This is a genomic window from Curtobacterium sp. MCPF17_021, from assembly GCF_003234605.2.
GTDB classification, from domain to species: Bacteria; Actinomycetota; Actinomycetes; order Actinomycetales; family Microbacteriaceae; genus Curtobacterium; species Curtobacterium flaccumfaciens.
The window spans coordinates 710,297-737,018 of record NZ_CP126252.1 but is presented as its reverse complement, the minus strand read 5'-3'; the positions used below and the strand labels follow the sequence as shown (position 1 = coordinate 737,018).

The window sequence follows — 26,722 nt, the reverse complement described above, 5'->3', positions numbered from 1 at the left end:
AGAACTTCCGACCAGGTACGCCCGTTCCGACCAGGCATGCCCGATTCGACCAGGTACGCCCGATCCGACCAGGTACGCCCGGAACCGCCCCGCACCCCACCCGCCTGGGATGATCGAACGGTGACCACCCACCACCTCGACGCCACGGTCGACTCCGCCGTCGACGTCTTCACCGCCGAACGCCAGCCGGTCCTGACCGTCGAACCGGGCGACACGGTGACCGTCCGTACCCTGAGCGCCGCGGGCTACACGGAACGCCAGCCGGGCCCGGGCCTGGACGCCCCAACCCTGATCGACCCGCGCCGGGGCCACTGCCTGGTCGGGCCGATCGCCGTCGCGGGAGCACGTCCGGGAATGGTCCTGGCGGTGCACTTCGACGACCTCGTGCCCGACGACTGGGGCTACACGGCCTCGGGCGGGGTCGACTCCCCGGTGAACCGCGCACTCGGCCTGACCGATCCGGCGTCGCGCGGCCCGCTGCTCTGGGACATCGACGTGTCCGCCGGTGTCGCCGTGAACCAGCTCGGCCTGGGGGTGCGGACGGCACCGTTCCTCGGCGTCGTCGGCGTCCCGCCCGAGCCCACCGGGGAGCACTCGACGATCCCGCCCCGCACGGTCGGCGGCGGCAACGTCGACTGCCGTGAGCTCGTCGCCGGCTCCACCCTGTACCTGCCCGTGACGGTGCCGGACGCCCTGCTCCACGTCGGCGACGGGCACGCGGCCCAGGGCGACGGCGAGGTCTCCGGCACGGCGGTCGAGTGCGGCATGACGACGACGATGACCCTGACGCTCCTCGATGCGGCCCCGGTCGAGGGCGTGCACGCCGACACCCCCGCCGGACGCATCACCTTCGGCTTCGACGCCGACCTCAACGTCGCGACGGCCACGGCGCTCGACCGGATGGTCGACTGGATCGCCGGGCTGCACGGGATCGGCCGCGCCGAGGCCCTCGCGATGGCGAGCGTGGCGGTGAGCATGCGCATCACGCAGGTCGCGAACCGCACGTGGGGCGTGCACGCCCTGCTCCCGCACGACGCGATCCTGACGGACGCGCGGCTCTGAAGGCCGGGAGGCCCGCCCAGCGCGAGCCGACCGGCGCACGCTGGGCGGGCCTCCCGTCCGACGTTCCTTCCCATCGCACCCGCGCTGGAAAGCGGAAACGGGCGTACCTGGTCGGAAGAACCGACCAGGTACGCCCGTTTCGACCAGGTACGCCCGGAACGTCCAGGTGCACCCGACCCGTCAGTGAGCGGAGTAGCCGCCGTCAACCAGGTGGTAGCTGCCCGTGATGAACGACGCCTTGTCGCTCAGCAGGAACAGCACGAGCGCGGCAACCTCGGCGACGGTGCCGAGCCGCTTCGTGGCGTGGTCGTCCTCGAGCGCCGCGACGGCCTCGGGCGAGAGCGACTTCCGGAGCAGCGGGGTGTCGATGAAGCCGGGGCCCACGGCGTTCGTGCGGACGCCCTGCGACGAGTACTCGAGCGCCGCGACCTTGGTCAGCCCGGCGAGCGCGTGCTTCGAGGTGACGTACGCGGCGTTCTGGGCCATCCCGACCACGCCGAGCACCGACGCCATGTTCACGATCGCGCCACCGCCGGCAGCCACCATCGCGGGGATCTCGTAGCGCAGCCCGTAGAAGACGCCGTCCAGGTCGACCGCACGGACGCGGTCCCAGGCGGCGACGTCGTACTCGCCGATCGGCTGCGGCGCCGCAGCGATGCCGGCGTTGTTCACGGCGAGGTGCAGCGCGCCGAACGTGTCGACCGCGAACCGCACCATGCGCTCGTTGTCCGCGGCGACCGCGGAGTTGGCCTCGAACGCGCGGGCGGTGCCACCGGCCTCCACGATCGACGCGGCGACGCGCTCGGCGCCCGCCAGGTTGATGTCGGCGACGACCACCGCGGCGCCCGCCGCGGCGAGCTCCTTCGCGACGGACTCGCCGATGCCGCTGCCACCACCGGTGACGACGGCGACCTTGCCCTCGAACTCGGACATGTTCTCCTTCTCTCTCGGCAACACGTGTTGTCTAAGAGCACGGTACACCCGAAATGAAGTTCGTTCGCTGAACTAATGAGATAGGCTAACGACCGATGAGCGACGCCACCGACCTCCGCATCGCGGTGAACCGGCTGTCCCGCACCCTGCGTGCGCAGAAGGCCGACTCGAGCGTCACGGACGCACAGTTCTCCGCCCTCGCCCGACTGCACCGCGACGGCGCCATGACCCTGGCCGACCTGAGCCGACAGGACGGCGTCACCCCGCCCTCGATGACGAAGACCATCGCGGTGCTGGTCGAGCGGGGCCTGGTGTCGAAGTGCGGGCACGGTGACGACCGCCGCAAGGTGCTGCTCGGCGCGACACCCGCCGGAGCCGCCTTCGTCGAGGAGACCCGACGCCGCCGCGACGGCTGGCTCTCCCCGCGACTCGCAGCACTCACCGCCGACGAGCGGGGCACCCTCGCCGACGCCACCGAGATCATGAGGAGGCTGGCCCAGCAGTGACCGCCATGTTCCGCTCCCTCGCCGGACGCAACTACCGCATCTGGTTCGCCGGGGCCCTGGTGTCGAACGTCGGCACCTGGATGCAGCGCACCGCCCAGGACTGGATCGTGCTGACCCAGCTCTCCGACAACAACGCCGTCGCCGTGGGCATCACCATGGCCCTGCAGTTCGGCCCGCAGCTGCTGCTCCTGCCGCTCACCGGGCTCGCCGCCGACCGGTTCGACCGCCGGAAGATGCTCATGCTCACCCAGGGGCTGATGGGGCTGCTCGGGCTGGGACTCGGCGTCATGGTCCTCACGCACACCGCCACCCTGCTCGCGCTGTACGGCTTCGCCCTGGCACTCGGCATCGTCGCCGCGTTCGACGCCCCGATCCGACAGGCCTTCGTCTCCGACGTCGTGCATGGCGAGGACGTCGCGAACGCCGTCGCCCTGAACTCCGCGTCGTTCAACGCCGCACGCCTGATCGGCCCCGCGGTCGCCGGGGTGCTCATCGCGGCGATCGGCTCCGGATGGGTGTTCGTCATCAACGCCGGGTCGTTCCTGGCGGTCCTGCTCGCACTCCGGTTCGTCGACCCCGCCCAGCTCGCCGAACGGGTCAGGGCCGGCCGCGGCAAGGGGCAGATCGTCGCCGGCTTCCGGTACGTCCGCACCCGCCCGGACATTGTCGTCGTGCTCTGCATGATCTTCGTCGTCGGCACCTTCGGCGTGAACTTCCCGATCTTCACCTCGACGATGGCGCGGGTCGAGTTCCACCAGGGCGCCGGCGAGTTCGGGCTGCTCAACTCGGTGATGGCGGTCGGCTCGGTGCTCGGTGCGCTGCTGTCCGCACGCCGGGACAAACCGCGGATGCGCACCCTCGTGCTCGCCGCCGGCGGGTTCGGGCTCGCGTGCACCGCCGCTGCCCTCGCCCCGACGTACTGGACCTTCGCGATCGTGCTGGTGTTCGTCGGGCTCGCGTCCCTGACCTTCATGACCACGGCGAACGCCCTGGTGCAGACCACGACGAAGCCCGCGATGCGCGGCCGCGTGATGGCGCTCTACATGGCGATCTTCGCGGGCGGCACCCCCATCGGCGCCCCGCTCGTCGGTGCCGTCGCCGACGCCTTCGGCCCACGCTGGGCGATCGTCGTCGGCGCGGCCTCGGGCTTCGTCGCACTCGGGATCGCGCTCGTCTGGCTCGTCCGGTACCAGCGGGTCCGGCTGCGCTACGACGCCGACTCGCGGCTGCACCTGGCGATCACGCACGCCGTGCCGGTGGTCGGCTCGCGCGCGGCGCTCCGCCGCGAGCTGGAACGCGACGAGACGCTCGCCGACCGCTCCAGCGCCGTCTGACGGACCGGCGGGCCGCCCTGCCCGTCGGCTGACGGCCCGTGACGCACGGACCGTCGGACGGGAGGCCCGCACCGGCGCCGCCACGGGCCTCCCGTCCGACGCCACCCGGGCCCACGGCGGCGGTCACGACGCGCGGACCAGCGGCGTTCCGCCACACGCGCCCGGTCGGCTCAGAGGACGGGTGCGGACGACGCGAAGACGCGCTCGTCGAGGGCCGCGGCGACGCGGTCGGCAGCCACGGCCAGCCGTTGCCCGACGTCACCCGCCACCGCGAGCGCCGACTCTTCCGGGATGCCGTCGAGCAGGGCGCGGACCTCGTCGAACCCGGCGACCTCGTCCGCGACGCAGGACGGGGCGACGTCGGCCAGGCACTCGGCCGCTCGGTGCACGGTGAACCGCAACGACCGCGGGCTGTGCGCGTCGAGGAGCAGGAAGGCGGCGGCATCGGACGGCACCGGGGCGTGGTCACGGCCGCGCAGGAAGGCCTCGCCCGCGCCGCACGCCCGGAGCGCCGCCGTCCACGAGGTGACCGCGTCCGGCTCGAGCAGCCGCGACGCGAGCAGCCGGGCGGTGGAGGCGCAGCGGGTGAGTGACCGCCCGAGGGTGAAGAACTCCCACACCTCGTCACGGCTGGCGTCACCCTCGACCACCCCGATGGCGAGGGCACTGCGCTCCCGCACCCAGCCGAGGAACTCGTGCGCCCGGTCGGGGGCGATCTTCCGGGGCATCCGCGACCGCGTGACGTCGAGGCAGTCCCAGAGCTCGCTCGAGACGACCTCGCGGGCACGGCGTGCGTGGTCGCGGGCGACGGCGACCGCGGCGGCGATGGACGCGGGTTCGTGCCGGTCGAGCGCGAGGGCGTCGACGGTGGCGGCACGGTCCGGGTCGTTCGCGGGGCCGGTGGTCCCGATGACGCTGCGGAGCTCGGTGGACACGAGCCGGTCGTCATCGAGGGTGCCTGGTTCTCGGCGGGCGACGTAGACGTCGAGCAACCGTGCGACGACGTCGGTGCGCTCCACCGCGCTCCCCACGTGGAAGACGTTCCCCGCGAGGCGGCTCAGCACGGCTGCTCCTGCATGTCCAGAACCTAACGAGCCGGCGTTGCCGGGGTGTTACAGAACCGCGTCACGGGTGTTGCAGGTGTCCCGTCTCCGCGCTCGCTAGACAATCTAACTAGAGCGTCTAGCATTGGGGGCATGACGTCCGAGGTGATGACCAGCACCGCGGGGTACTGGTACGAGGACTCCGCGGTCTCCGCCGTGGACGTCCTCAACGCCCTGCGGCGGTACCGGACGGCCGAGAGCGCTGCGCAGCGCCGAGCGCGCGAGGCACTGGGGATCGGTGAGAACGCCCTGCTGGCGCTCCGGTTCCTGATCGACGCCGAGCGCGACGGCCGCACCGTCAACGCGAAGGACCTCGCCGAGCGGCTCGAGATCACCGCGGCGTCGACGTCGGCGCTCGTCGACCGGCTCGTCCGCAGTGGACACGTCGAACGGCACGCCGACCCGAACGACCGCCGTGGCGTCATCCTCACCGCCACCGGCACCTCGATGCGCCACGCGCTCCGGGTCATCGAGGAACTCGACGCCCGCGCGCTCGAGGTCACCGAGCACCTGCCGAGCAACGAGATGGCCGTCGTCGTGGACTTCCTGGACGAGATGGTCCGTGTCGTGGACGAGCTCGACGCCGGGTCGGACCACCTCCGTCGCGCGTAGCCTGGACCGCATGGACCCTCGCGGCGAACACCACCCCGAGGACGACATGCCGTTCGCCGAGCTCGACTCGCGGGCCCGTGCCGACGCCGCGCTCCGACGGATCCAGGCCGGGTCAGATCCGGCTCGTGAGGCGTTCGACCTCGCCAACACCATGAACGACGAGGCCGTGGGGCGGCTCACGAAGCGCCTGCGGCAACTGTTCCGCCGGGGCTGATCGGTCGGCGGATCCGTGCGTGTGCGTGTGCGTGTGCGTGTGCCCGTGCGTCAGAACGCGGTGCCGACCGCGGCGATGTCGTCGCCCCCGCGACCGGCTGCGCTGGCATCGGCGTAGACGCGTCCGAGTGCCTCGAGCAGCGTGGTGGACACCCCGGCGGTCCGGGCGGCATCGGTGATGAGTCCGATGTCCTTCCGCAGCCCGTCGAGTGCGAACTGGGCGGGGAACTCGCGGGCGATCATCGCGGCGCCCTTGGTGTGGGCGTAGGCGGAGTCGCTCGCGCTGCCCTCGATCGCCTGCAGGAACAGCGCGGGGTCGAGCCCGAGTGCCGCCGCGAGGGCCAGGGACTGCCCGGTCGCCGCGGTGATCGAGGCGATCCAGGCGTTCGCGGCGAGCTTGAGAGCGGTGCCGTCGCCGACGTGGTCGCCGGCACGGACGGTCTTCGCGCCGATCGCGTCGAGCACGGGGTCGACACGGTCGAGCAGGTCCGCCGGGCCGGCCGCGAGCATCGTGAGCGTGCCCTGTTCGGCGGGGGCCTTCGTGCCGAGCATCATCGCCTCGACCAGGGTGATGCCGTACTTCTCGGCCAGCTGCACGACCGTCGCGGTGCCGTCGACCCCGATCGTCGAGGCCTGCACCCACACGGCGTCGGTCGGGGCGTCGCCGGCGGCCTGCTCGAGGACGTCGACGACCGCATCGGTGTCGAACAGGGTGAGCAGGACGACCTCGGCGTGCTCGACGGCAGTGCCCGGGTCGCTCGCCACCGTCGCGCCGCGGTCGCCCAGGGGCGAGGCCTTGTCGGCACTGCGGTTCCAGACCGTCACCTCGTGGCCGTCGCGGAGCAGTGATCCCGCCACGCCGGCACCCATCGCACCCGTCCCCAACACCGTCACTCGCACGTGCGTCTCCGTCCTGGCGCGACAGCGTGCCGCGACCGCTCCGACGCTACGCCCGACGCCGTCAGAGGAGCCCGCGAGCCCTGAGCCAAGCGGCCGGGTCGATCGGGGTGCCGGCCACGATGACCTCGAAGTGCAGGTGGGCGCCGGTCGAGACGCCCGTGTTGCCGACGGCCCCGAGCCGCTCCCCCGCGCGGAGGACCTGGCCGGGGCGGACGCCGATCGCCGACAGGTGCCCGTACCGGGTCGCCGTGCCGTCGGCGTGCTGCAGGAGGACCTGGTTGCCGTAGCCACCGAGCACACCCGCCGAGACGACCCGACCGGGCAGCGCGGCGACGACCGGGGTCCCGATGGCCGCGGCGAAGTCGACCCCCTGGTGGTTCGACGAGCAGGCCGCACAGCCGACGACCCAGCGGGAGCCGAAGCCACCGGCGTCCGGGATCGCACCGGCCGTGGGGCGGGCGGCGCCACCGGTCGGGCCCGAGCCACCGGGCACCCGGAGCGCTGCGGCAGCACGGCCGACCGAGAAGTCGTCGCGGCCGACGGTCGGCCTGGTCGAACCGTCGGCGACGAAGTGCTGCGCACCGGCCGATGCCGATGTCGGTACCGGAGCGGCCGGAGCGGCGACGGCGGTCTGCGGGGAGCCGACCGCGATGAACAGGCACGTGACGGCGGTCACCGCCGCGGCGGGCAGTGTCCGCCGGGCGGGGATCCTGAAGGACGCGGGGCGGCGGCGTGTGGGAGCGGCCGGCTGCGTGGGAGCGGCCGACCGCGTGGGCCGGCTGGGCTGTGGAGGCCGGATGCGTCGTGCGGACTGGGTGGAAGCCGGGGTGGCGGGAGGGGGCACCGCCACCCCGGCGGCTCGGAGCGGCCCCGGCTGTGCAGCGTGCCGTGCACGGCGTGGCCGGGGCGCGGTCGGTCGGTCGGCGGCGCGACGCTCGGCACCGCGTGGGCGCCGGGGCAGGCCGTCGTCGGGGGTCGTCATCGTGCGGCGCCCGGCCCGGTCAGACGCGGACGACGCCGTCACGGGCGATCCGGTCCAGCTCGCACACGACGGCGTCGACGACCGCGCGGGTGATCGCGTCGGCGACGGTCTCGACCAGGACGAGGTGCTCGGGACGGATCGTGACCTCGGTCACCAGGGCCGATGCCACCCGCACCGGGATCTCGTCGATCGCGGCCACGAGTGCGGCCGGCACCAGCGTGGAGTCACCCGGGCGGACGGGCGCGGACATCGGTGAGGTCGGCACCGGGGTCACGACGGCGAGCGCCGGCGACGGCGTGGAGTGCGGCGCGTCGGCCTGATCGCGGCGCTGGGCGATGGAGTCGAAGAGCGGGGTGGAGGACATGCTGCGGATGGTCCGATCTGGATGTCGTGGCTGGTCGTTCTCGGGCGACCGGCGATGGCGGCGTGCCGAGCGGCACGTCCGCCATTCAACCATCGATATTTCAGATGTGAAATAGTGACCGGACAGACGCAGCGATCAGTCCGGGTCGACGGCCGCCGCGGTCGGGTCGTCCGGCTGCAGTGCACGACGGACCCGTTCCACGATCGTCGCGGGCGGGTTGTTGTAGGCGTTCGCCGGCTCCTGGCCGCTGAGCTCCTGGATCGCCGCCATCACGGCATCGGTCGCGTGGCGCCGAGCACGGCCGGACGACGCCTCGCCGAAGGACGACAGGTCGATCGGTTGCCCGAACTCGATCGTCACGCGGGCGAGCTTCGGCAGCCGTGACCCGACCGGCTGGACGTCCTCGGTGCCGGTGAGCGCGACGGGCACCACGGGGGCGCCGCTCGTCAACGCCAGCCACGCCACACCCGTGCGGCCCTTGTAGATCCGGCCGTCGAGCGAGCGCGTGCCCTCCGGGTAGATCGCGAATGCCTCGCCCTCCTGCAGGCGGGCCAGCCCGAGGTCGAGGGCCTGCTGGGCCGCCGCACCCGCGCCACGCTCGACCCCGATGGCGCCGATGCCCCCGAAGAACGCCCGCGAGACGGCTCCCTTGAGGCCCGAACCCGTGAAGTACTCCTGCTTCGCCAGGAACGCGACCTTGCGCGGTGCCATGAGCGTGATCGCGGGCGAGTCGATGAACGAGCGATGGTTGCTCGCGAGGATCACCGCACCACGCTTCGGGACGTTCCGACGACCGATGATCTTCGGGCGCCACAGCAACCGGGCGAGCGGGGTCACAACCGCGCGACTGAGCACGGTGGCGAACTTCGTCGAACCGGACACCGGACCTCCTCGTGGTGACGAGCTACCGAGTGTAATGAGGCGCGCGGAGGGCACATGCCCGGAACGGCATGCAGTGCTGGTCGGAGATCAGTCGGCCGCGGCGACGACGTCGAGGACCGCGCGTCCGTACCGCTCGAGCTTCGCCGCGCCGACGCCGGAGATCTCGCCGAGCTGGTCGACGTCGGCCGGTCGGACGGCGGAGATCCCCCGGAGCGTCGCGTCGTTGAACACCACGTACGCGGGGACGCCCTGCTCGCGGGCTTCGGCAGCACGCCAGGCACGCAGGGCCTCGAACAGGCCGACGGCTTCCTGCGGCATGTCGGTGACGACCGTGCGTCGGCTGCCGCGTCCGGCCCGCGGTGCCTTGACCGGGTCGCGACGCATCCGCACCTGCACCTTGCCCGTCAGGACCTCGGCGCTCGTCGGGCTGAGGACGACCGTGCCGAAGCCGTCGCCCGACACCGCCGCGTAGCCCTGGGCCAGCACCTGTCGTGCGACCGCGCGCCACTCGCCCTCGGACAGGTCCGCGCCGATGCCGAAGGTCGCCAGGGTGTCGTGTTGGAGTTCCTGCACGCGGGGGGACCGCTTGCCGATCAGGATGTCGACGAGGTGCGAGACGCCGTACCGCTGGCGGCGCTCACGCTCGAGCCGCACGACGGTGGACAGCAGCTTCTGCGCGAGGACCGTGCCGTCCCACGACTCCGGCGGCGCGATGCACGTGTCGCAGTTGCCGCACGCCGTGCTCTCCTGCCCGAAGTACGCGAGCAGCCGAACCCGGCGGCACTCGATCGTCTCGCACAGGCTGAGCATGGCGTCGAGGTGGGCGCTGAGCTGCCGACGGTGTGCGGCGTCACCCTCGGACTGGTCGATCATCCGCCGCTGCTGCACGACGTCGTTCAGGCCGTACGCGAGCCAGGCGGTGGCCGGCAGCCCGTCACGACCCGCACGGCCGGTCTCCTGGTAGTAGCCCTCGACCGACTTCGGCAGGTCGAGGTGCGCCACGAACCGGACGTCGGGCTTGTCGATGCCCATGCCGAACGCGATCGTCGCCACCATGACGACGCCGTCCTCGCGCAGGAACGTCGACTGGTTGCGGGCACGCACCCGGGCGTCGAGACCCGCGTGGTACGGCAGGGCGTTGATCCCCTGCTCGGCCAGGGCGGACGCGGTGCGCTCGACGGAGTTGCGGGACAGGCAGTACACGATGCCCGCGTCGCCGCTGTGCTCCGTGCGGATGAAGGTGAGCAGCTGCTGCAGCGCGCCGGTCTTCGGTTCGATGCGGTACTGGATGTTCGGCCGGTCGAAGTCGGCGACGAAGTGCGCGGCGTCGTCGAGGCCGAGCCGTGCGGAGATCTCGCGGTGGGTCTGCGGGGTCGCGGTGGCGGTGAGGGCGATGCGCGGCACCGTCGGCCACCGCTCGTGCAGGACGCTCAGCTCGAGGTAGTCCGGCCGGAAGTCGTGCCCCCACTGGGCGACGCAGTGCGCTTCGTCGATGGCGAACAGCGAGACGCGCGCCCGGTCGAGGAGCGCACGGGTGGACTCGAGCCGGAGCCGCTCGGGAGCGAGGTAGAGCATGTCGACCTCGCCCTGCACCACGGCACGCTCGACCCGGGACCGTTCGTCGGGGCCCTGCGTGGAGTTGAGGAACGCGGCGCGCACGCCGTTCGCGGCCAGGGCGTCGACCTGGTCCTGCATGAGGGCGATGAGCGGCGACACCACGACCCCGACGCCGTCGCGGACGAGCGATGGCACCTGGTAGCAGAGGGACTTGCCGCCACCGGTCGGCATGAGCACCAGGGCGTCACCACCGGCCACCACCTGGTCGATGATGGCCGCCTGCTCGCCGCGGAAGTCGTCGTAGCCCCACACGCGGTGCAGCACGTCGAGCGCAGCGGCACGGGGTGCGGACACGGCAGCGGGAGCAGACACGGCAGCGGACGCGGGCGTGGTGCTCATGCCACGAGCCTACGGGCGACCGGCGACACCCACCGCACTGTCCACAGCTCCGTCCGTGCCGGAGCCGGCACGGCGGTCGGAGCCGGCCACGTCGTCGGCGCGGGCCGGCGTGGTCGCCCAGCCCGTGCCTCCAGGCCGGGTCCAGCGCACGCCGCCCGCCCAGGCCGGGGTCACACCGCGGAACCGGGGCGCCTCGTGCCCGGCGAACCGGCGGTCCAGCCCCCGCCACCACGCCAGGAACTCGACCATGCCCCAGAAGGCGAGCGACGTGACGAGGGTGACGAGCGTCCCCTGCCAGGTGCCGTTCGCGTCCGACGAGGTCAGGTCGATCCCGGACCAGCCGGGCGCCTGCAGCACGAAGATCATGATGTTGTTGAACGCGTGCTGCAGGACCGTGGCCTCGAGCCCGCCGGTCCGGAGGACGATGATCGCCGCGATCAGGCCGAACGAGCCGACGTCGAGGATGCCCCAGACGTTGTAGCCGTTCGGGATGTGCAGCACCGCGAAGACGACCGTCGAGACCGCCACGGCGATGATCGTGCCGACGCGACGCGGGATCCACGACGCGACGGTCTGCATGAGGAAGCCGCGGAAGATGTACTCCTCGGCAGCGCCCTGGAACGGGACGAGCAGGACGACGAGGACGATCGTCAGGGTGAGGGTGCCGAGGGAGACCGTCGACTGGCCGATCGCGTCGTGGTTCCAGGCGAAGCCGCCGTCCGTCGTGATCATCCCGCCGCCACTGAACAGGCCGGTCTGCCAGACGAACATGAACGCGGCGATGACGAGCGTCGGCAGCAGGCACCACGCCGTCCAGGCCCACCGGACCCGGAACCGCGTCGACGACAGGATGCCGGCCGGTCCGATCCGCGCGATCTTGACGGCGAGCAGGATGCCCGGCAGCAGGACCACGAGTGACACCAGCGACAGCGACAGGATCAGCGGGTCGGTGGGGTCGAGCGCGCCACCGGCCAGGTCGTTCTGCAGGTCGATCAGGGCTTGCGGCCCCTGCGTTGCGCCGATCGGCACGAAGTACGCGACCGCGATGACGATCTGCGACACGAGGTACCACCCCGCCAGGAACGCGAGGGCGACGAGCGGCCGCCACCACCTCCACCGTCCGTCGATCCGGGGCAGGCGCTGGTAGGGAACACTCACGCACCGCAGGGTACCGGGCCGGGCAGGATGGGAGCCGTGCTCACCGTCCTGTTCGGCCTGTCCGGCGCGATCGTCTACGGGTTCGCCGACTTCCTGGGCGGACTCGCCTCGCGCCGGGTCCGCCCGGTCGTCGTCACGGCGGTGGCCGCCGCGATCGGGATCCTGCCGCTGCTCGTCGGACTGGTGGTCCTCGGCGGCGTGTTCTCGTGGCCGGCCGCGGTCTGGGGTGCAGTGGCCGGCCTCTCCGGCGGCGTCGGGGTCCTGCTGCTCTACGCGGCGCTCGCGATCGGGCCGATGAGCGTGCTCTCCCCCGTCACCGCCGTCTTCGCGGCCGTCGTGCCGGTGCTCGTCGCGGTGTTCCGCGGCACGGTGCTGTCGCCCGTGGCGACCGGCGCGCTCGTCGTCGCGGTCGTCGCGGTGGTCCTGGTCGCGGTGGTCCGGGACGCCTCGGGCGCGCGGCTCACCGCCCGGGGCGTGGTCGCCGCCGCCGTCGCCGGGTGCGGCTTCGGCGGGATCGTGCTGGCCTACGACTTGACGCCGTCCGACTCGGGCATCGCGCCCCTCGTGGTCGCGCGGGTGCTGCAGGCAGTGCTGCTGGGTGCGGCGGCGCTCGTCGTCGTGCTCCGGACGGGAGGCCCGGTGTCCGCCCCGACGTCGGCCCGCCCCGACGGGGCTCCCGCCGTCCGCGAGCCTCGGTCGACTCGCGCATGGGGTCCGCGGCTGCTGGCCGTCGTCGCCGTGTGCGGCGTCTTCGACGCGATGGCGAACGTGTTCATCCAGGCGGGGCTGCACAGCAGCGACGACCCGGCGACCCTGCCCGTCGTGAGCGTGCTCAACGCGCTCTACCCGATCGGCACGGTGGTGCTGGCCGGGGTGGTGCTGCGGGAACGGTTGACCGCGCAGCAGTGGGTCGGCATCGTGCTGGCGTTCGTCGCATCGGTGGCGCTGGCGTTGGCGTAGCGGCGCCGGGCGGGGCCGGGCGGGGCCGGCACGGTGCCGAGTCGTTCGAACCGTGCGAGGTTGACCGCCCGGTGCGGACTTGCGGCACCGCACCGAACCGCCAACGCCGCACCGGATGAGCGAACCCGCACGGTGCGACGGGCGGGCGCGGTCAGGCGTCGGGGATGAGGCGCTTGCCGAGCGAGACCGTGCGGTCGTCGGTGTAGCCGAGGGACGCGTAGAACCCGAGCACCTGCTCGTTGCCGGCACGCACCTGCAGGTTGAGCTTCGGGCAGCCGAGGTCGGTCAGGAGCCGCTCGAACTCGGCCATCAGGGTGCGACCGAGGCCGGAGCCCTGCAGGTCGGGGCGCACGGCGAGGTAGTTCACCCAGCCGCGGTGCCCGTCGAAGCCGGCCATGCCCGCGGCGACGACGCCGGTGTCGGTGTCGTCGGTACCGGTACCGGTGCCGGCGGCCTGGGGCTCGGCGACCAGGAAGAGCTCGGGCTGGACGGTCAGCTTGCGGGCGATGTCACGTCGGGGGTCGTTCCAGGGTCGGACGAGGCCGCACGTTTCCCACAGGGCGACGACCGCGTCGGTGTCCTCGGTGCGGAAGGGGCGGATCCGGTACTCCATGCCCCCACGTTAACGGGGGTGGGGAGAACGTCGTCACCGGCCTGTCGCCGTGATCTGATAGACCTGTCCGACCACCCAGCCGATCAGGAGCCCCGTGACCGCACACGACACCCTCCCGTCGCGCCGCAGCGCACGGGACGACGAAGCCGGTTCGCGGTCCCGGCGTTCCCCGCGCAGACGGCAGACGGTCGGCGGTGCGATCGTGTCGCTCATCGCCGAGTTGCTCATCATCGCGGGCGCCGGCACCGGCCTGTACGTCGTGTGGACGGCGTGGTGGACCGACGTGGTCGCCGTGAACGAGCAGACGAAGCTCGTGCAGGGCCTCGACCAGGTCAAGACCCCGAAGGTCGAGGGCACCGAGCACCGCGGCACCGCACCCGTGCTGGACGAACCGCCGGGGTTGTCGGACGTCTTCGGCACGATGCAGATCCCCCGGTTCGGCAAGGACTACAACCGGCCGATCGGCGAGGGCACGGATCGTGAGAAGGTCCTCAACACCATCGGGCTCGGCCACTACCAGGACACCGCGATGCCCGGCGCACCCGGCAACTTCGCAGTCGCCGGACACCGGGTCACCTACGGCAAGCCCCTCAACCAGATCGCGGAGCTCAAGAAGGGCGACTCGGTCGTGGTCCGGGTCACCGACGCGAAGACGAAGTTCGACGTCTGGTACGTCTACAAGGTCACCGACAGCCAGATCGTGACGCCCGACAAGATCGAGACGATCGCGCCGGTGCCGAACAAGCCCGGTGTGGAACCGACCCCCCAGGACCGATGGCTCACGCTGACTGCCTGCCACCCGATGTGGTCGGCGGCGGAGCGGTTCGTGACGCACGCGAAGCTCGACTACTGGATGCCCGCGTCCGAGGGCACCCCGAAGGAACTCTCGGAGACCGCCAAGTGATCTTCCCCCTGGTCTGGCGGCTGCTGCCCGGCCCCACCGCCCTGAAGGTGCTCGAGCTGCTCGTGCTCCTCGTCGCCATCGTGTTCGTGCTGTTCCAGTGGGTGTTCCCGTGGATCGCGGCGGACATCCTGCCGCCGCCGGACGGCACGGTGGAGTCGACGCCGACCCCGTAGCGTCAGGTCGGGTCGGGTCAGGTCAGACCGTGGTCGTCACCTGCGACCCACCGGCCGGGGTGCGTCGCACCGCGATCCGCTCCGGGATCCGCTGCTTGAGTTCCTCGACGTGGCTGACGATCCCGACCTGTCGCCCGCCCGCGGTCAGTCGCGACAGCTGCCCGATGACGTCGTCGAGGGTCTCGGGGTCGAGCGTGCCAAACCCCTCGTCGACGAACAGCGTGCCGAGCGAGACCCCGCCGGCCTCGGCCTGCACGACGTCGGCCAGGCCGAGCGCCAGGCACAGCGACACGGTGAACGTCTCGCCGCCGGACAGGCTGCGGGGATCACGGACGGTGTCGGTCGTGTGGTCGTGCACGGCGAGGGCGAGCCCCGTCCGTCGCGCCCGTGACCCGGATTCCCGTTCATCGGAGGTCTCGAGGGTGAACCGCCCGGCGAGCATGCCGCGCAACCGGTCGTTCGCCGCCGCCACGACGTCCTCGAAGCGCCGCATGAGCACGTAGGTGCCGAGCGTGATGCCGGTCGGGTTGACCGATGCCACCCCGTTCGCGACGTCGGCGAGCCGGACGACCGCGCGGCTGCGGGCCGAGGTCTCCTGTCGCGCACGGACGGTGCGGTCGACCTCGGTCGCACACTGCTCGACGGCTTCGGCACGGTGGGCAGCGGTGACCGCGAGCCGGGTGGCCTCGTCGAGTTCGGCCGTTGCGCGGACCCGTTCGGCCTGGGCCGCCGGTACGTCGAGCTGCCCCGGATCGTCGTCGGCGGCCTGCACCACCGCGGGGTCGTCGAGCCCTGCCCGCACGACGGCGCGTTCGGCCTCGGCTCCGCTGATGCTGCTGCGGAACCGTGCGACGGTGTCGGGGTCGAGCAGGCCGGCTCGTGCGGCGTCGACGTCGGGGAACCCCTGCTCGTCGAGGACCCGGGCGACCTCGGCGCTGCGCTCGTCGCGGGCGCGGGCTGCGGCAGCCGCGCGGTCGTCGGCCTCGGCGACGGCGCGGAGCACCGTCAGCCGTCCGTCGAGCCCGTCGACCACGGCGTGGAGCGTCACCGGCGAGCTGTCGCTGTCGCTGTCGAGCAGTGCTGCGAGCCGGTCGATCGCCTCGTGCACGGATCGCAGGTCGGCCTCGAGCCGCTCGGCGTCGGAGGCCGCGGTCGACGCGAGCACCGTGCGCCGGGCGTCGAGGTCGTTCCGCTCACGCTCGAGCGCCCGCGTCGCGGTGTCGTGCGCCGTCCGCTCGCGCTCGTGCTCCAGCACCAGCGCCGCGGCGTCGTGCGCCGCTCGGACCCGCTCGTCGGCGGCCACCGCCATGGTGTCGAGGGCGACCGTGTCGACGGCGCCGACGACGTCGGTCAGTCGGAGGTGCTCGGCGCGCTCGACGGCCAGGTCGGCCGCGGCGTCGGCGAGCTGCTGGTCGGCCAGACGCGTGGCGTCGCCCGCGGACTCCACCGCCTGGATCGTCGGGTGGTCGTCCTGTGGCGCGGCCACCGACGGGTGCGCCGTCGATCCGCACACCGGGCAGGGGTCGCCGGGGGTCAGCGCGGCACCGAGCTCTCCGGCGAGTCCGGCGATCCGCCGCTCGCGCAGGGAGCGTTCGGCGTCGAGCGCCTCGGTGGCCCGACGGCGGGCATCGGCCACGATGCGTTCGGCACCGGCGACCCGCTGTTCGGCGCGGTCGCGGGCGGCCAGGTCGGCGCGGAGCGACTGCACCCGGGTGACCTCGTGCGCGGCGGCGTCGGCGCCGGCAGCGGTCGTCGAGGCAGTCCGGGCGGCCTCGACGATCCGGGCTCGTTCCGTCGGCCGGGCCTCGAGCGCGGTGTCGAGGGCGGCGAGGTCGTCGGTGAGGCGCGATGCGGTCGCGGTGGCCTCGGCGATGGCGGTGCGCCTGGTGTCTGCCTCGGCCTCGACCGCGACGAGGTGCCGGACGTCGGACAGGGCGTCGGTCAGCGAGTCGCGGCGCCGGGCGACCTGCTGTGCGTCGACGGCGCCGAGTGCGTGCTGCTCGCGCAACCGGGCGGCTGCCGCGACGGTGTCGTCCGCCCGGACGGTTGCGGCGTCGAGGCCGTCGGCCACCGCGGCGACCCGGGCGGCGCGCTCGGCCGTCGCGACCGCGGCCCGTGCCTGCTCGATCGCCGAGGCGTCGTCGTCGAGGAGCGCCTGTCGCCGCAGCAGCCCCGCTCGTCGCTCGAGGGCGGCCGCACGGGCCGTCACCGATCGTTCGTGTTCGGTCGCCGCCGTCGCAGCGGCAGCCGCAGCCGTCCGGGCCGCCCCGGCGGCGTCGGCCGTCGCGCGGAGGGACGCCACCGTGCCGGGGACGACGGACTCGTCGGCGTCAGCGAGGTCGGCCGCCTGCGCGAACCGGGCCAGGGCCTCGCGGACGCGGTCGTCGGCCCCCTCGACCTCGGCCTGCACGGCTCGGCGGCGAGCGGCGAGCTCGTCGGCGGTGCGGTCGTAGACCTGGGTACCGAACAGCGACTGCAGGAGCTTCCGGCGGTCTTCCCCCGGGGAGCGGAGGAACCGTGCGAACTCGCCCTGCGGCAGCACCACGGTCTGCAGGAACTGCGCGCGGTCGAGCCCGACGATCCGGGCGATCTCGACCCCGACCTCGGGGATGCGGGACGACATGGGTTCGCCGGCGACGTCGGTCGGCGCGGCGAGCCGGAACAGCTGCACCGACGCCTGCTGCTTCACCGTGCCGGTCCCCCGCTGCTTCGGGCGGTCGTACTGCGGGGTGCGCCGGACCCGGTACGTGCCAGCACCGGTCTCGAACACGAGCTCGACGAACGGTTCGACCGCGGGGTCGGCGTGCTGGCTGTGCAGCCGGTCGGAGCTGGCGTCGGATCCGGCGAGTCCGCCGTACAGGGCGAACACGACGGCGTCGATGATCGTCGACTTGCCGGAACCGGTCGGCCCCTCGAGCAGGAAGACCCCGGACGCGGCCAGCGCCGCGAAGTCGATGGTCACGAGGTCGGGGTAGGGCCCGATGGCGCGCAGATCGAGTCGGTGCAGGTACATCAGCGGTCCCCCTCACGCTGCAGGGCGAGCACCGCGGCCTCGTACGCCTCGGTCAGCACCGCCCGTTCGTCGTCGTCGGGCAGCCCGCCGGTGGCGAAGGCCACGAAGTCGCCGGCGACCTCGACCGGGTCAGACGTCGCGGTGACGGCCCGCGCGGCGGTGGCGGCCGGCCGGTCCGCCGGTACGTGCGTGATCGCCAGGGCGTGCGGGAAGTGGTCCTTCACGCGGGCGTACATGCGTTCGGGGTGCACGGTGTCGGTCACCGCGACCCGCACCCAGGCGTCGGCGTCGGCCCGGAACTCGCCGGACTCGATGGCGTCGATGCTGCCCCGCACGTCGACGAGCCGCCGCGGTACCGGGGTCGGCACGAGCTCGACGGTGACGGCACCGGCCGCGTCGAGGTCGGCGATGGTCACGGACTTCCGCTGGTGCCGCTCGCCGAACGAGAACGCCAGCGGCGACCCGGCGTACCGGATCCGGTCGCCCTCGCCGACGCGCTGCGGGCCGTGCAGGTGCCCGAGGGCGACGTAGTCGAACCCGTCGAACACCGACTCGGCCACGCGGTCGACCCCGCCGACGCGGATGTCCTGCTCGCTGTCGCTCGGGTCGGCACCGCCGACGAAGGCGTGCGCGACGACGACGCTGCGGGTGTCGGCCCGCGTCGCGAGGTCGGCGCGGATCCGTTCGGTGGCGGCGTGCACGACGGCGTGGTGTGAGCGAGCGAGGGGTTCGTCGGGGACCGCGGCCAGGGCGTACCGCGTGAGGTCGGGGTGCAGGTACGGGATGCCGTACACGGCCACCGGGCCGTCGTCGTCGGGCACGAGCACCGGATCGGCCACGTGGGCGGGCTCGGCGAGGATGCGGACGCGCTGCCCCATCACGCCGGCACCGAAGCCGAGCCGCGCGGCGGAGTCGTGGTTGCCCGGGGTGAGCACCACCGTCATGGTCTCGGCGAGGCGCTCCAGCACGCGGGAGAGCATGCGGACGGCGTCCACCGGCGGGATCGCACGGTCGTAGACGTCGCCGGCGATGACGACGAGGTCGACCGCGCGCTCGCGGGCGAGGTCGACGAGCCAGTCGGTGAACGCGGCCTGGTGCTCGAGCAGGTCGGCACCCAGCAGTGTGCGACCCAGGTGCCAGTCGCCGGTGTGCAGGATGCGCATGCGGCCACGGTAACGCCGGCCGGGGACATCTCCGGACACCTCGCGGTGCCCTGTGGAGGACTCAGGCGGTCACGCAGCTGGCGGACGCCAGGCCGAGGACCGAGACGACCCGGACCCTGACCGTCGGTGTGCTCGTCGCTGTCCAGTTGTTGCCGAGGTTCGTGCGGAGGTGCAGCGTGTACGTGGTGCCGAGGTTCAGGAGTCCGGCGCCTCCGTACGTCATCGAACGGGCACCGACGGTCGTCGTGCTGGCCACCTGCGTCGTCCCGTTCATCAGGTCGAACGACACCGGCACGGTCGCGCCGTTGTCGTAGGTCCAGGCGATCGTCACCGTGTTCGACCCGGCCGGGGCGCAGGTCAGGGTGGGGACACCGGTCGCCGTGCCCGCCGTGAAGGCCGCGGTCGGCGCGACGGTGGTCCGTGACCACGGGGCCGCGTCCGCCGCTCCGGGCAGCAGGACGCCGGTGGCCGCCGCGAGCACGAGCACCGCGGCGCCCCCACCGAGGCGGCGCAGCCGCCGCCTGCGACGGACTCGTCGACGCAGCGCGCGACGGGTGAGGACGGTGGGCGCGGCGGTCGGGACGCCCGTGGCGGCGCCGTCCCGCGCCTCCAGGCCGTCGTCCGTACCGTCCACCGGACCGGTGGCGTCGTCCGGGCCGGCCGCGTCGTCCGGACCACCGGCTGCGCCGTCGGTCTCGTCCTCGTCCTCGACGAGTCGCCGGAGCGACCCGTCGATCGTGCAGAGCGCGAGCACCGCGGTCAGGCCGAGCGCGAGCATCGCGACCAGACCCCACTCCCCCGCGCTGATCCAGCGGATCGGTGTCCCGATGAACGGGATGCGCAGGAAGGCGATGCCGTGCACGGCCGAGCGCTCGATCGGTGTGGAGTCCTGCTGCGGGTTGGCGTCGCCCTTCGTGACCATGGTGCCGCCGGGGCCGTCCTCGACGTAGCGGTGCATGCGCAGGTGGTCCGCCTGGTCCGGGTCGTCGGCCAGCAGGACCTTGCCCGTCGCGATCTCGCCCGAGCCGACCGGGCGCGAGACGACCACGTCGCCGGGGACGATCCGCGGCTCCATCGAACCGGTCATCACGGTGGTCGGCTGCCACCCGATGAGCGCCGGCGCGGCCGCCCAGAGCGCGAGGCCGAGCAGCGTCGCGACCACGCCCCGGGCGAGGGTGGCGACGACGACGCGCCCCCAGTCGACGGCGTCACGGACCGCTGCGTGCGGTGCGGGACCACCGTGCACTGCGATGCTGCTCATGACTGCCTTCGACCGGGGGCGCGTTGCGGGGAGGGAACGGACGGGGCTGGTTCGGCCCCGGTCCCGGCTCAGCTGTTCTGGGCCTCCCAGGTGAAGCCGAGGGCTGCGGTGCCGCCCTGCACGGTGTTCGGGGCGGTGCTCGAGACCGTGTAGGTGACGCGGTAGACGCGCGTCTCGGACGCGGTGCCGGTCGGGGCCCAGGTGCCGACGCCGGTCGCGTAGTTGGTCGAGGCCGCGCCGAAGCCCGCGACGGTGCCGCTGTAGAGCGAGCCGCCGGTGGCGGCCGGGGTGAAGCCGGAGCAGGAGCCGAAGCCGCCGCCGGTACCCTGCTCGACGGTCAGGTTGACGTTCGCCGCCAGGTCCTTCGTGGTCGAGACGTTCGTGCCGTAGAGCTTCACGGCCGAGGGCAGCGAACCGGTCGAGGTCACCGCGATGCAGTTCGCACCGGTCGAGCCGGGCTTCAGGTTGTTCGCCGTGAACAGCGCGGTGTTGTTGTCGTCGTCGGACAGGGCGACACTGCCGGCCGTCCAGTTGTTCGTCGGGTTGACGGTGGTCGAGGAGAAGGCCGCGTACGAGGCCGTCGAGACGACGACCCCCGAGGCGACGAGGGCAGCGGGGATGGCGATCCAGGCGGCGAGGCGGGCAGCACGAGGCGTGACACGAGACATGGTTGGACTCCGTGAGGAAGAGGTCTGATCGGTGGTTCGGACGGGCCCGCGGTGGTTGGTCGCGCTACGTGCCGAGGTGGTACGACGATCAAGCTACTTGGCGTTCGAGCAGCTCACAAGACCTGAGATGTCCCCACTGATGGGGGTATCTTGACGAGTGAGTTACTTGTTGACTGAAGTTCCCACCCTGTACCCGAGAAGAGCTCCCATGACGGACACCGACCCGGTCGTCCTCCCCCCGCACGCACCCGCCGTCCCCGCGGCACGCGTCGCCCCCACCACGCCGCCGGCACCGATGTCGCCCGACGTCACTGCGCTCGACCCCGTCACCGCCGACAAGAACCCCGACGCCGACCTGCCGCGACTGCTCACCGCCTTCCGCGTGCTCCAGATGCAGCACGCGCGCGTCCTGCACCACGAGAGCACGGTCCGCGCACTGAACGCCACGGACACCCGGTTCGTGTTCTTCCTCAGCGCCGCCGGCGGCCACGGCGTCACCCCGAAGCAGGCCGGCGAGTACCTCGAGCTCACCACCGGCGCGATGACGTCACTGATCGACCGGCTCGAGAAGCACGGACACCTGGAGCGTCGCCCGAACCCCGAGGACCGCCGGAGCGTGCTGCTGCACCTCACGCCGTCGGGCACGGCGGTCGCCCGCGAGGTCGGCGCCGTCTACTCCGACGCGTTCCGGCAGGTCGTCGCACCGTCCGACCGCGCCGTGGTCGCCGCCGCGTTCGAGGGGCTCGGTGCCGCCCTGGAGCGCCACCACCGCAGCGCCGCCGTGTGACAGCGGGTGTCACGGCCCGCGCGTAGCGTGAGCGCCATGACCCCCTCTGAACTCCTCACCGAAGCGTTCTCCCGCGTCCCCGAGACGGTCGAGCGGGCCGTCGACGGGCTCTCCGAAGACCAGCTCGCGGCACGACCGGCCGCCGGGGCGAACACGCTGGCGTGGCTCGCGTGGCACATCGCCCGCGGCCAGGACGTGCAGATCGCCGACCTCGCCGGCTCCGAGCAGGTCTGGACGGCGGACGGCTGGTACGACCGGTTCGGGCTGCCGTTCCCGGCCGAGGCGCTCGGCTACGGCATGTCCCGCGACGACGTCGGGCGGGTTCGGGCCTCTGCCGAGCTGCTCACCGGGTACCTGCGTGCGGTGCACGAGCGCACCGTCGCGTACCTCGGCACGCTCGGCCCGGATGACCTCGACCCCGTCGTCGACGACGCGTGGGACCCGCCCGTCACGGCCGGCGCGCGACTCGTCAGCATCCTGGACGACTGCACGCAGCACGCCGGACAGGCGGGCTTCGTGCGCGGGCTGCTGTTCTTCAACCGCTGAGCGCGCGCGGTCGCGCGGTCGCTTCGTGAGCAGGAATGGTCGGGTCCGACGTCGCGACCCGACCCTTGGTGCTCACCATGTCACGGACGGGAGGCCCGGTACCAGCTGGTACCGGGCCTCCCGTCCGTCGTGTGGTCGCGACTAGCGCGCGGCGAGCTCCGACACGATGCCGTCACCGGGTGCGGCCTGCACCAGGTCCGCCTCGATCTCGGCGCGCTCGAGGATGCCCTCGATCTTGCGGATGCGGCCACGCGGGACGATCGTCACGACCGTGCCCTCCTTGCCGGCACGACCCGTGCGGCCGGAGCGGTGCATGTACGCCTTGTAGTCGTCCGGGGCGTCCGCCTGCACGACGAGCGAGACGTCGTCGACGTGGATGCCGCGGGCGGCGACGTCGGTGGCGACGAGCACGTTCACCCGGCCGCTGGTGAGCAGCTGCAGGTTGCGCGTGCGGCGCGACTGGTTCAGGTCACCGTGGAGCGAGGTCGCGCGGATGCCGGCGTCCTCGAACTGGTCGGCCAGGCGCTCGGCGTAGGCGCGGGTCCGGGCGAAGACGATGGTCTTGCCGTCGCCGGCGACCAGTTCCTCGAGGAGACGGTCCTTCTCGCGCTGCTCGACCACGAGGACACGGTGGTCGATGGTCGAGGACGCCTGGTCCTCACCCGCGACCTCGTGCACGCTCGGCTCGTGCAGGAACTGCTCGACGAGCGCCGCGACCTGGGTGTCGAGCGTCGCGCTGAACAGCAGCTTCTGCGCGCGGTTGCCCTGCGGGGTGACCTCGGCCGTGGCTGAGAGGATCTCCTGCACCGGCTCGAGGAAGCCGAGATCGCACATGTGGTCGGCCTCGTCGAGCACGGAGATGATGACCTCGCTGAGGTCGAGCTTCCCCTTGTTCATGAGGTCCTGCACACGGCCGGGGGTGCCGACGATGATGTCGACGCCGCGCTCGAGTGCGCCCTCCTGGCGGCCGTAGGGGACGCCGCCGTAGATCTGCGTCGTGAACAGGCCGACCGAACGGGCGATGGGCTGCACCGTGCGGTCGATCTGCAGGGCGAGTTCACGGGTCGGCGCGAGGATGAGCGCACGCGGGGCGCGGCCCATCTTGCGCTTGGTGCCGCCGCCGTGCTCCATGAGCTTCTCGACCAGCGGCGCACCGAAGGCGATGGTCTTGCCGGAGCCGGTGCGGCCACGACCGAGGACGTCCTTGCCGGCGAGCACGTCGGGGATCGTCGCCGCCTGGATCGGGAACGGGCTCGAGGCACCGAGCTCCTGCAGGGCGCGGGAGATGTTGCCGCCGATGCCCAGGTCACCGAAGGTCACGCCCTCGACGTCGGCCGCGATGGTGGCCTCGGCCTGGAGCTTCTCGAGCTTGACGTCATCGGCCGGCACGAACTTGCCGCGCTCGGGCTCGTCGAACGAGCGGCGCGGGGTGCGGTCGGTGCGGTCGTCGCGGTCGAACTTGCGCGGGGCGCGGTCGTCGCGGTCGGACTTGCGCGGGGCGCGGTCGTCACGGTCGAAGCGACGGGGACGGTCGTCGTTGTCACGACGGGGCGCACGGTCGTCACGGTCGAACGAACGACGCGGACGGTCATCGTTGTCACGACGGGGCGCACGGTCGTCACGGTCGAAGCGACGGGGACGGTCATCGTTGTCACGACGGGGCGCACGGTCGTCACGGTTGAAGCTGCGCGGGGCACGGTCGTCACGGTCGAACGAACGACGCGGTCGGTCATCGTTGTCACGACGCGGTGCACGGTCGTCGCGGTCGAACGAGCGACGGGGACGGTCGTCGTTGTCACGACGGGGCGCACGGTCGTCACGGTCGAAGCGACGCGGACGGTCGTCATTGTCACGACGGGGCGCACGGTCATCGCGGTTGAAGCCTCGCGGTGCACGGTCGTCACGGTTGAACGAACGCGGAGCGCGGTCATCGCGGTCGAACGAACGACGCGGACGGTCGTCGTTGTCACGACGGGGCGCACGGTCGTCACGATCGAAGCGACGCGGGGCACGGTCGTCGCGGTTGTAGCCGCGACCACGGTCGTCGCGGTCGGGTCGACGCTGGCCGCCACTGTCACGCGGCTCCCAGTTCGGACGGGCCGGACGCTCGCCCTGCGACGCGCGACCGCGACGCTCCTCGGCGTCCCAGCGCTGCTTCTGGCGCGGCTGCGACGAGTCGGCGGCGCGGAACCCGCGGTGCTTGCTGCTGCGGGCGGCGGGGGTGCCGTTCGGGTGGCGGACGCGGTCGGAGGCGCGGTTGTCCGCGCCGCCCTTGTTGTACGGGGCCATGGCTGCTTTCTCGGGTGCGCAACGTACCGCAGCGCCCGACAGCGACATCGGCGGGGGCTGCTTGCGGAGAGGGGGTTCATCCCGTCGCGAGTCGACGTGATTCCAGCCCTCGAGCAACACACACCCAGCAGAATTTCCGTGATCACAATGTCACGACGTCGAAGGCCGACCGAGCGAGTCTACGCGAGCCGGTGCCCTGACGCCAGCCCCACGCGGTCCGACCGCGGCGTGCCGGGCGCGGGACGGGCCTCCAGGCCGGGGGTCGTGCGCTCAGGACTCCGCGAGCCGACGACGCTGCTCGGCGACGTCGAAGTCCGCCTTCGGCCACGACAGGTGCATGTCCTCCAGCGCCCGGAGCAGGAGCTGCTGCACGGCGAGGCGGGCGTACCACTTGCGGTTCGCGGGGACGACGTACCAGGGCGCCTGCGGGGTCGACGTGCGGTCGAGGGCGATCTGGTACGCCTGCTGGTAGCGGTCCCAGAGCAGGCGGTCGTCGATGTCGGCCGGGTTGAACTTCCAGTGCTTGTCGGGGCGGTCGAGCCGGTCGCCGAGACGCTCGCGCTGCTCGTCCTTCGAGATGTGCAGCATCACCTTGACGATGGTCGTGCCGGCGGCGGCGAGGCCGTCCTCGAACGCGGTGATCGCGCCGTACCGGCGTTCGATCTCGTCCGGTGCGGCGAGCCCGCGGACGCGCTGGGCGAGCACGTCCTCGTAGTGCGAGCGATCGAACACGCCGAGCTGCCCGGCTGCCGGCAGCTGCTTCTCGATGCGCCAGAGGAAGTCGTGCTCGCGCTCCTCGGTCGTCGGGGCCTTGAAGCCGGCGTAGTGCACGCCGTTCGGGTCGACCGCACCGACGACGTGCGAGACGATGCCGCCCTTGCCCGCGGTGTCCATCGCCTGCAGCACGAGCAGCACCCGGCGCTCGTCGCCGGCCGTCGATGCCGCGTACAGGCGCTCCTGCAGGGCGGCGAGACGGGAGGCACCGGCGGCGAGGGCCTCGAGGCCGTCGATCTTTCGGCCGGGGAAGCCCGGGGTGCCGTCCGGGTCCACCTGGTCGAGGCGGAACCCGGGTTCGACGCGGAGCAGTGGTTCGGGATCGGCGTTCCAGGCCTTGCGATTGCTCACGGGTCCTCCTGCGGTGCTCCGGTCGGCGACTGCCGTGCTCATCCTCGCACTGCCGTCCTCCGCTCGGGTGACGTGGGCGGTCGCCGGGGCGGCTAGCGTGGACGTGATGAAGTCCGGCCGCCGCTCAGTGCTCGCGCTCGTCGCCGCGGTCGTGGCGCTCGGCGCGATGGCGTCCTGCAGCACGGACCCGGTCGGCGACGAGAACGCCACCGTGACCGCGGACAGCGTCATCTACCCGCTGTCGCTGCGGTACCACGGCATCGACGTGGTGGCCGACGTGCCCTACGGCACCGACCCGCTGCAGCGCCTCGACGTGTGCCTGCCCGCCGACAGCGACCCCGCGACGACGGCGACGCCCACTGCGACGCCGTCCGCCTCGGCCACCGCCGACCCCGATGCCGAAGCGGTCGAGGCCACCACCGGACGCCCGGCGGTCCTGATGATCCACGGCGGCAGCTGGTCGCACGGCGACAAGGCGACGGCCGCGTACCGGTCCGTGTGCAAGTACCTGGCGTCCGAGGGCTTCGTGACGTTCAACGTCGACTACCGCCTGGCCCCGACCGATCCGTTCCCGGCCGGGCTCGACGACGTCCGCCGTGCGCTCGACTACGTGTTCCGTCCCGCGACGCTCGAGACCTACGACGTCGACTCCCAGCGTGTGGGCGTGTTCGGCGGGAGCGCCGGCGGCAACCTCGCCGCGATGCTCGCCGTCACCGACCACGACTCCGCCGCGTACGCCGACGGCGACCGGATCCGTGCCGTGGTCGACCTGAGCGGGCCGACGAACCTCACCACCCGGTCCACCGAGCCCGACGGGGTGTCCGCGGCCTTCCAGCGCAAGCAGCTGCTCTACCTCGGGTGCCGGTCGTACGCCAGGTGTCCGGCGGCCACGCGGGCGTCGCCGGAGTTCCACGTCACCTCGGACACCGCGCCGTTCTTCATCGGGCACTCCACCGACGAGTTCATCCCGATGTGGGAGTCGCAGGAGTTCGCCGCGACGCTCCGCTCCCACGACGTCCCGGTGACGTTCGTGGCGGTCGAGGGCACGGCCCACTCCATCGCCCAGCTCGACGAGGCGATGAGCCGCCGGGTGGTCACGTTCCTGCGGACGCAGTTGGGCTGACCACGGGCGGCCGACCGGCTGCCGGCTGACGGCTGCCGGCACAGGAGACCGACCGCGTGCCCCGGGTGGGTGCCACCCGGAGTCGGGACTGC

26 protein-coding genes are annotated in these 26,722 nt (G+C 72.6%); 11 read left to right on the top strand and 15 right to left on the bottom strand.

Features of this window, described 5'->3' with window-relative positions:
- Positions 1–120: 120 nt before the first annotated feature.
- Positions 121–1,062 (top strand): acetamidase/formamidase family protein, encoded by a 942-nt coding sequence (locus DEJ29_RS03585; protein WP_111095502.1) that lies wholly within the window; start codon positions 121–123, stop codon positions 1,060–1,062.
- A 180-nt stretch (positions 1,063–1,242) separates the two neighbouring features.
- Here the strand turns inward: DEJ29_RS03585 and DEJ29_RS03580 are convergent, their stop codons facing one another.
- Positions 1,243–1,995 carry an SDR family NAD(P)-dependent oxidoreductase gene (locus tag DEJ29_RS03580; RefSeq protein WP_111095503.1) on the bottom strand — a complete coding sequence of 251 codons (753 nt, stop codon included), beginning with the start codon at positions 1,993–1,995 and terminating at the stop codon, positions 1,243–1,245.
- Between the two features lie 95 nt (positions 1,996–2,090).
- On the opposite strand from DEJ29_RS03580, the gene DEJ29_RS03575 reads away from it, so the two are divergent.
- Positions 2,091–2,501: a MarR family winged helix-turn-helix transcriptional regulator gene (locus DEJ29_RS03575; protein WP_111095504.1), complete on the top strand. Its 411-nt coding sequence runs from the start codon at positions 2,091–2,093 to the stop codon at positions 2,499–2,501.
- Positions 2,498–3,835, top strand: coding sequence for an MFS transporter (locus DEJ29_RS03570; RefSeq protein WP_349775194.1), 1,338 nt, complete (start codon positions 2,498–2,500; stop codon positions 3,833–3,835). Before DEJ29_RS03575 ends, DEJ29_RS03570 begins: the two co-directional genes overlap by 4 nt.
- 170 nt (positions 3,836–4,005) lie before the next feature.
- Here DEJ29_RS03570 and DEJ29_RS03565 read toward each other — a convergent pair whose 3' ends face one another.
- Positions 4,006–4,899, bottom strand: a complete 894-nt coding sequence (locus tag DEJ29_RS03565; RefSeq protein ID WP_071406023.1) for an alpha-E domain-containing protein — start codon at positions 4,897–4,899, stop codon at positions 4,006–4,008.
- A gap of 132 nt (positions 4,900–5,031) precedes the next feature.
- Between DEJ29_RS03565 and DEJ29_RS03560 the strand changes: the two genes are divergently transcribed.
- Positions 5,032–5,550 (top strand): MarR family winged helix-turn-helix transcriptional regulator, encoded by a 519-nt coding sequence (locus tag DEJ29_RS03560; RefSeq protein WP_111091855.1) that lies wholly within the window; start codon positions 5,032–5,034, stop codon positions 5,548–5,550.
- Positions 5,551–5,560: 10 nt separating this feature from the next.
- Positions 5,561–5,764 carry a hypothetical protein gene (locus tag DEJ29_RS03555; protein WP_017886198.1) on the top strand — a complete coding sequence of 68 codons (204 nt, stop codon included), beginning with the start codon at positions 5,561–5,563 and terminating at the stop codon, positions 5,762–5,764.
- 50 nt (positions 5,765–5,814) lie between these two features.
- Here DEJ29_RS03555 and DEJ29_RS03550 read toward each other — a convergent pair whose 3' ends face one another.
- From DEJ29_RS03550 to DEJ29_RS03525, 6 genes are all read right to left on the bottom strand, one after another.
- Positions 5,815–6,651 carry an NAD(P)-dependent oxidoreductase gene (locus tag DEJ29_RS03550; RefSeq protein ID WP_284174400.1) on the bottom strand — a complete coding sequence of 279 codons (837 nt, stop codon included), beginning with the start codon at positions 6,649–6,651 and terminating at the stop codon, positions 5,815–5,817.
- Positions 6,652–6,724: 73 nt separating this feature from the next.
- Positions 6,725–7,339: a M23 family metallopeptidase gene (locus DEJ29_RS03545; RefSeq protein ID WP_181438243.1), complete on the bottom strand. Its 615-nt coding sequence runs from the start codon at positions 7,337–7,339 to the stop codon at positions 6,725–6,727.
- Positions 7,340–7,664: 325 nt separating this feature from the next.
- Positions 7,665–8,009, bottom strand: coding sequence for a hypothetical protein (locus DEJ29_RS03540; protein WP_111095508.1), 345 nt, complete (start codon positions 8,007–8,009; stop codon positions 7,665–7,667).
- Positions 8,010–8,144: 135 nt separating this feature from the next.
- Entirely contained in the window at positions 8,145–8,891 is a 747-nt protein-coding gene (locus DEJ29_RS03535; RefSeq protein ID WP_111095509.1) for a lysophospholipid acyltransferase family protein, read from the bottom strand.
- Positions 8,892–8,978: 87 nt separating this feature from the next.
- Positions 8,979–10,847 (bottom strand): DNA helicase RecQ, encoded by a 1,869-nt coding sequence (recQ, locus tag DEJ29_RS03530; RefSeq protein ID WP_111095510.1) that lies wholly within the window; start codon positions 10,845–10,847, stop codon positions 8,979–8,981.
- Positions 10,848–10,856: 9 nt separating this feature from the next.
- Positions 10,857–12,005: a CPBP family intramembrane glutamic endopeptidase gene (locus DEJ29_RS03525; protein WP_111095511.1), complete on the bottom strand. Its 1,149-nt coding sequence runs from the start codon at positions 12,003–12,005 to the stop codon at positions 10,857–10,859.
- A gap of 36 nt (positions 12,006–12,041) precedes the next feature.
- On the opposite strand from DEJ29_RS03525, the gene DEJ29_RS03520 reads away from it, so the two are divergent.
- A complete protein-coding gene (locus DEJ29_RS03520; protein ID WP_111095512.1) occupies positions 12,042–12,965 on the top strand; it encodes an EamA family transporter in 924 nt (307 codons plus the stop codon).
- Positions 12,966–13,116: 151 nt separating this feature from the next.
- On the opposite strand, the gene DEJ29_RS03515 is transcribed toward DEJ29_RS03520, so the two are convergent.
- The gene (locus DEJ29_RS03515) at positions 13,117–13,578 is read right to left on the bottom strand and encodes a GNAT family acetyltransferase (protein ID WP_111095513.1); all 462 of its coding nucleotides are present in this window, start codon (positions 13,576–13,578) and stop codon (positions 13,117–13,119) included.
- A 94-nt stretch (positions 13,579–13,672) separates the two neighbouring features.
- Here DEJ29_RS03515 and DEJ29_RS03510 point away from each other — a divergent pair, with 94 nt between their 5' ends.
- Entirely contained in the window at positions 13,673–14,482 is an 810-nt protein-coding gene (locus DEJ29_RS03510) for a class E sortase (protein ID WP_244993373.1), read from the top strand.
- Entirely contained in the window at positions 14,479–14,655 is a 177-nt protein-coding gene (locus DEJ29_RS03505; RefSeq protein WP_156463787.1) for a hypothetical protein, read from the top strand. Before DEJ29_RS03510 ends, DEJ29_RS03505 begins: the two co-directional genes overlap by 4 nt.
- Positions 14,656–14,677: 22 nt before the next feature.
- Here the strand turns inward: DEJ29_RS03505 and DEJ29_RS03500 are convergent, their stop codons facing one another.
- The 4 genes from DEJ29_RS03500 to DEJ29_RS03485 all read right to left on the bottom strand — a co-directional run bounded on the left by DEJ29_RS03500 (position 14,678) and on the right by DEJ29_RS03485 (position 20,760).
- Positions 14,678–17,668: an AAA family ATPase gene (locus tag DEJ29_RS03500; RefSeq protein WP_111095514.1), complete on the bottom strand. Its 2,991-nt coding sequence runs from the start codon at positions 17,666–17,668 to the stop codon at positions 14,678–14,680.
- Positions 17,668–18,831: a metallophosphoesterase family protein gene (locus DEJ29_RS03495; RefSeq protein ID WP_111095515.1), complete on the bottom strand. Its 1,164-nt coding sequence runs from the start codon at positions 18,829–18,831 to the stop codon at positions 17,668–17,670. The genes DEJ29_RS03500 and DEJ29_RS03495 overlap by 1 nt, the downstream gene beginning before the upstream one ends.
- A 61-nt stretch (positions 18,832–18,892) precedes the next feature.
- Entirely contained in the window at positions 18,893–20,092 is a 1,200-nt protein-coding gene (locus DEJ29_RS03490; protein ID WP_111095516.1) for a S24/S26 family peptidase, read from the bottom strand.
- A 68-nt stretch (positions 20,093–20,160) separates the two neighbouring features.
- On the bottom strand, positions 20,161–20,760 hold the full coding sequence (locus DEJ29_RS03485; RefSeq protein ID WP_110864334.1) for a M73 family metallopeptidase: 600 nt from the start codon (positions 20,758–20,760) through the stop codon (positions 20,161–20,163).
- A 208-nt stretch (positions 20,761–20,968) separates the two neighbouring features.
- On the opposite strand from DEJ29_RS03485, the gene DEJ29_RS03480 reads away from it, so the two are divergent.
- Positions 20,969–21,547 carry a MarR family winged helix-turn-helix transcriptional regulator gene (locus DEJ29_RS03480; RefSeq protein ID WP_111095517.1) on the top strand — a complete coding sequence of 193 codons (579 nt, stop codon included), beginning with the start codon at positions 20,969–20,971 and terminating at the stop codon, positions 21,545–21,547.
- Positions 21,548–21,583: 36 nt separating this feature from the next.
- A complete protein-coding gene (locus tag DEJ29_RS03475; RefSeq protein ID WP_071406037.1) occupies positions 21,584–22,093 on the top strand; it encodes a mycothiol transferase in 510 nt (169 codons plus the stop codon).
- 141 nt (positions 22,094–22,234) lie between these two features.
- Here DEJ29_RS03475 and DEJ29_RS03470 read toward each other — a convergent pair whose 3' ends face one another.
- A complete protein-coding gene (locus DEJ29_RS03470; protein WP_111095518.1) occupies positions 22,235–24,382 on the bottom strand; it encodes a DEAD/DEAH box helicase in 2,148 nt (715 codons plus the stop codon).
- A gap of 270 nt (positions 24,383–24,652) precedes the next feature.
- Positions 24,653–25,507, bottom strand: a complete 855-nt coding sequence (locus DEJ29_RS03465) for a polyphosphate kinase 2 family protein (protein WP_181438244.1) — start codon at positions 25,505–25,507, stop codon at positions 24,653–24,655.
- A 106-nt stretch (positions 25,508–25,613) separates the two neighbouring features.
- Here DEJ29_RS03465 and DEJ29_RS03460 point away from each other — a divergent pair, with 106 nt between their 5' ends.
- Entirely contained in the window at positions 25,614–26,630 is a 1,017-nt protein-coding gene (locus DEJ29_RS03460) for an alpha/beta hydrolase (RefSeq protein WP_111091869.1), read from the top strand.
- Positions 26,631–26,722: the final 92 nt, after the last annotated feature.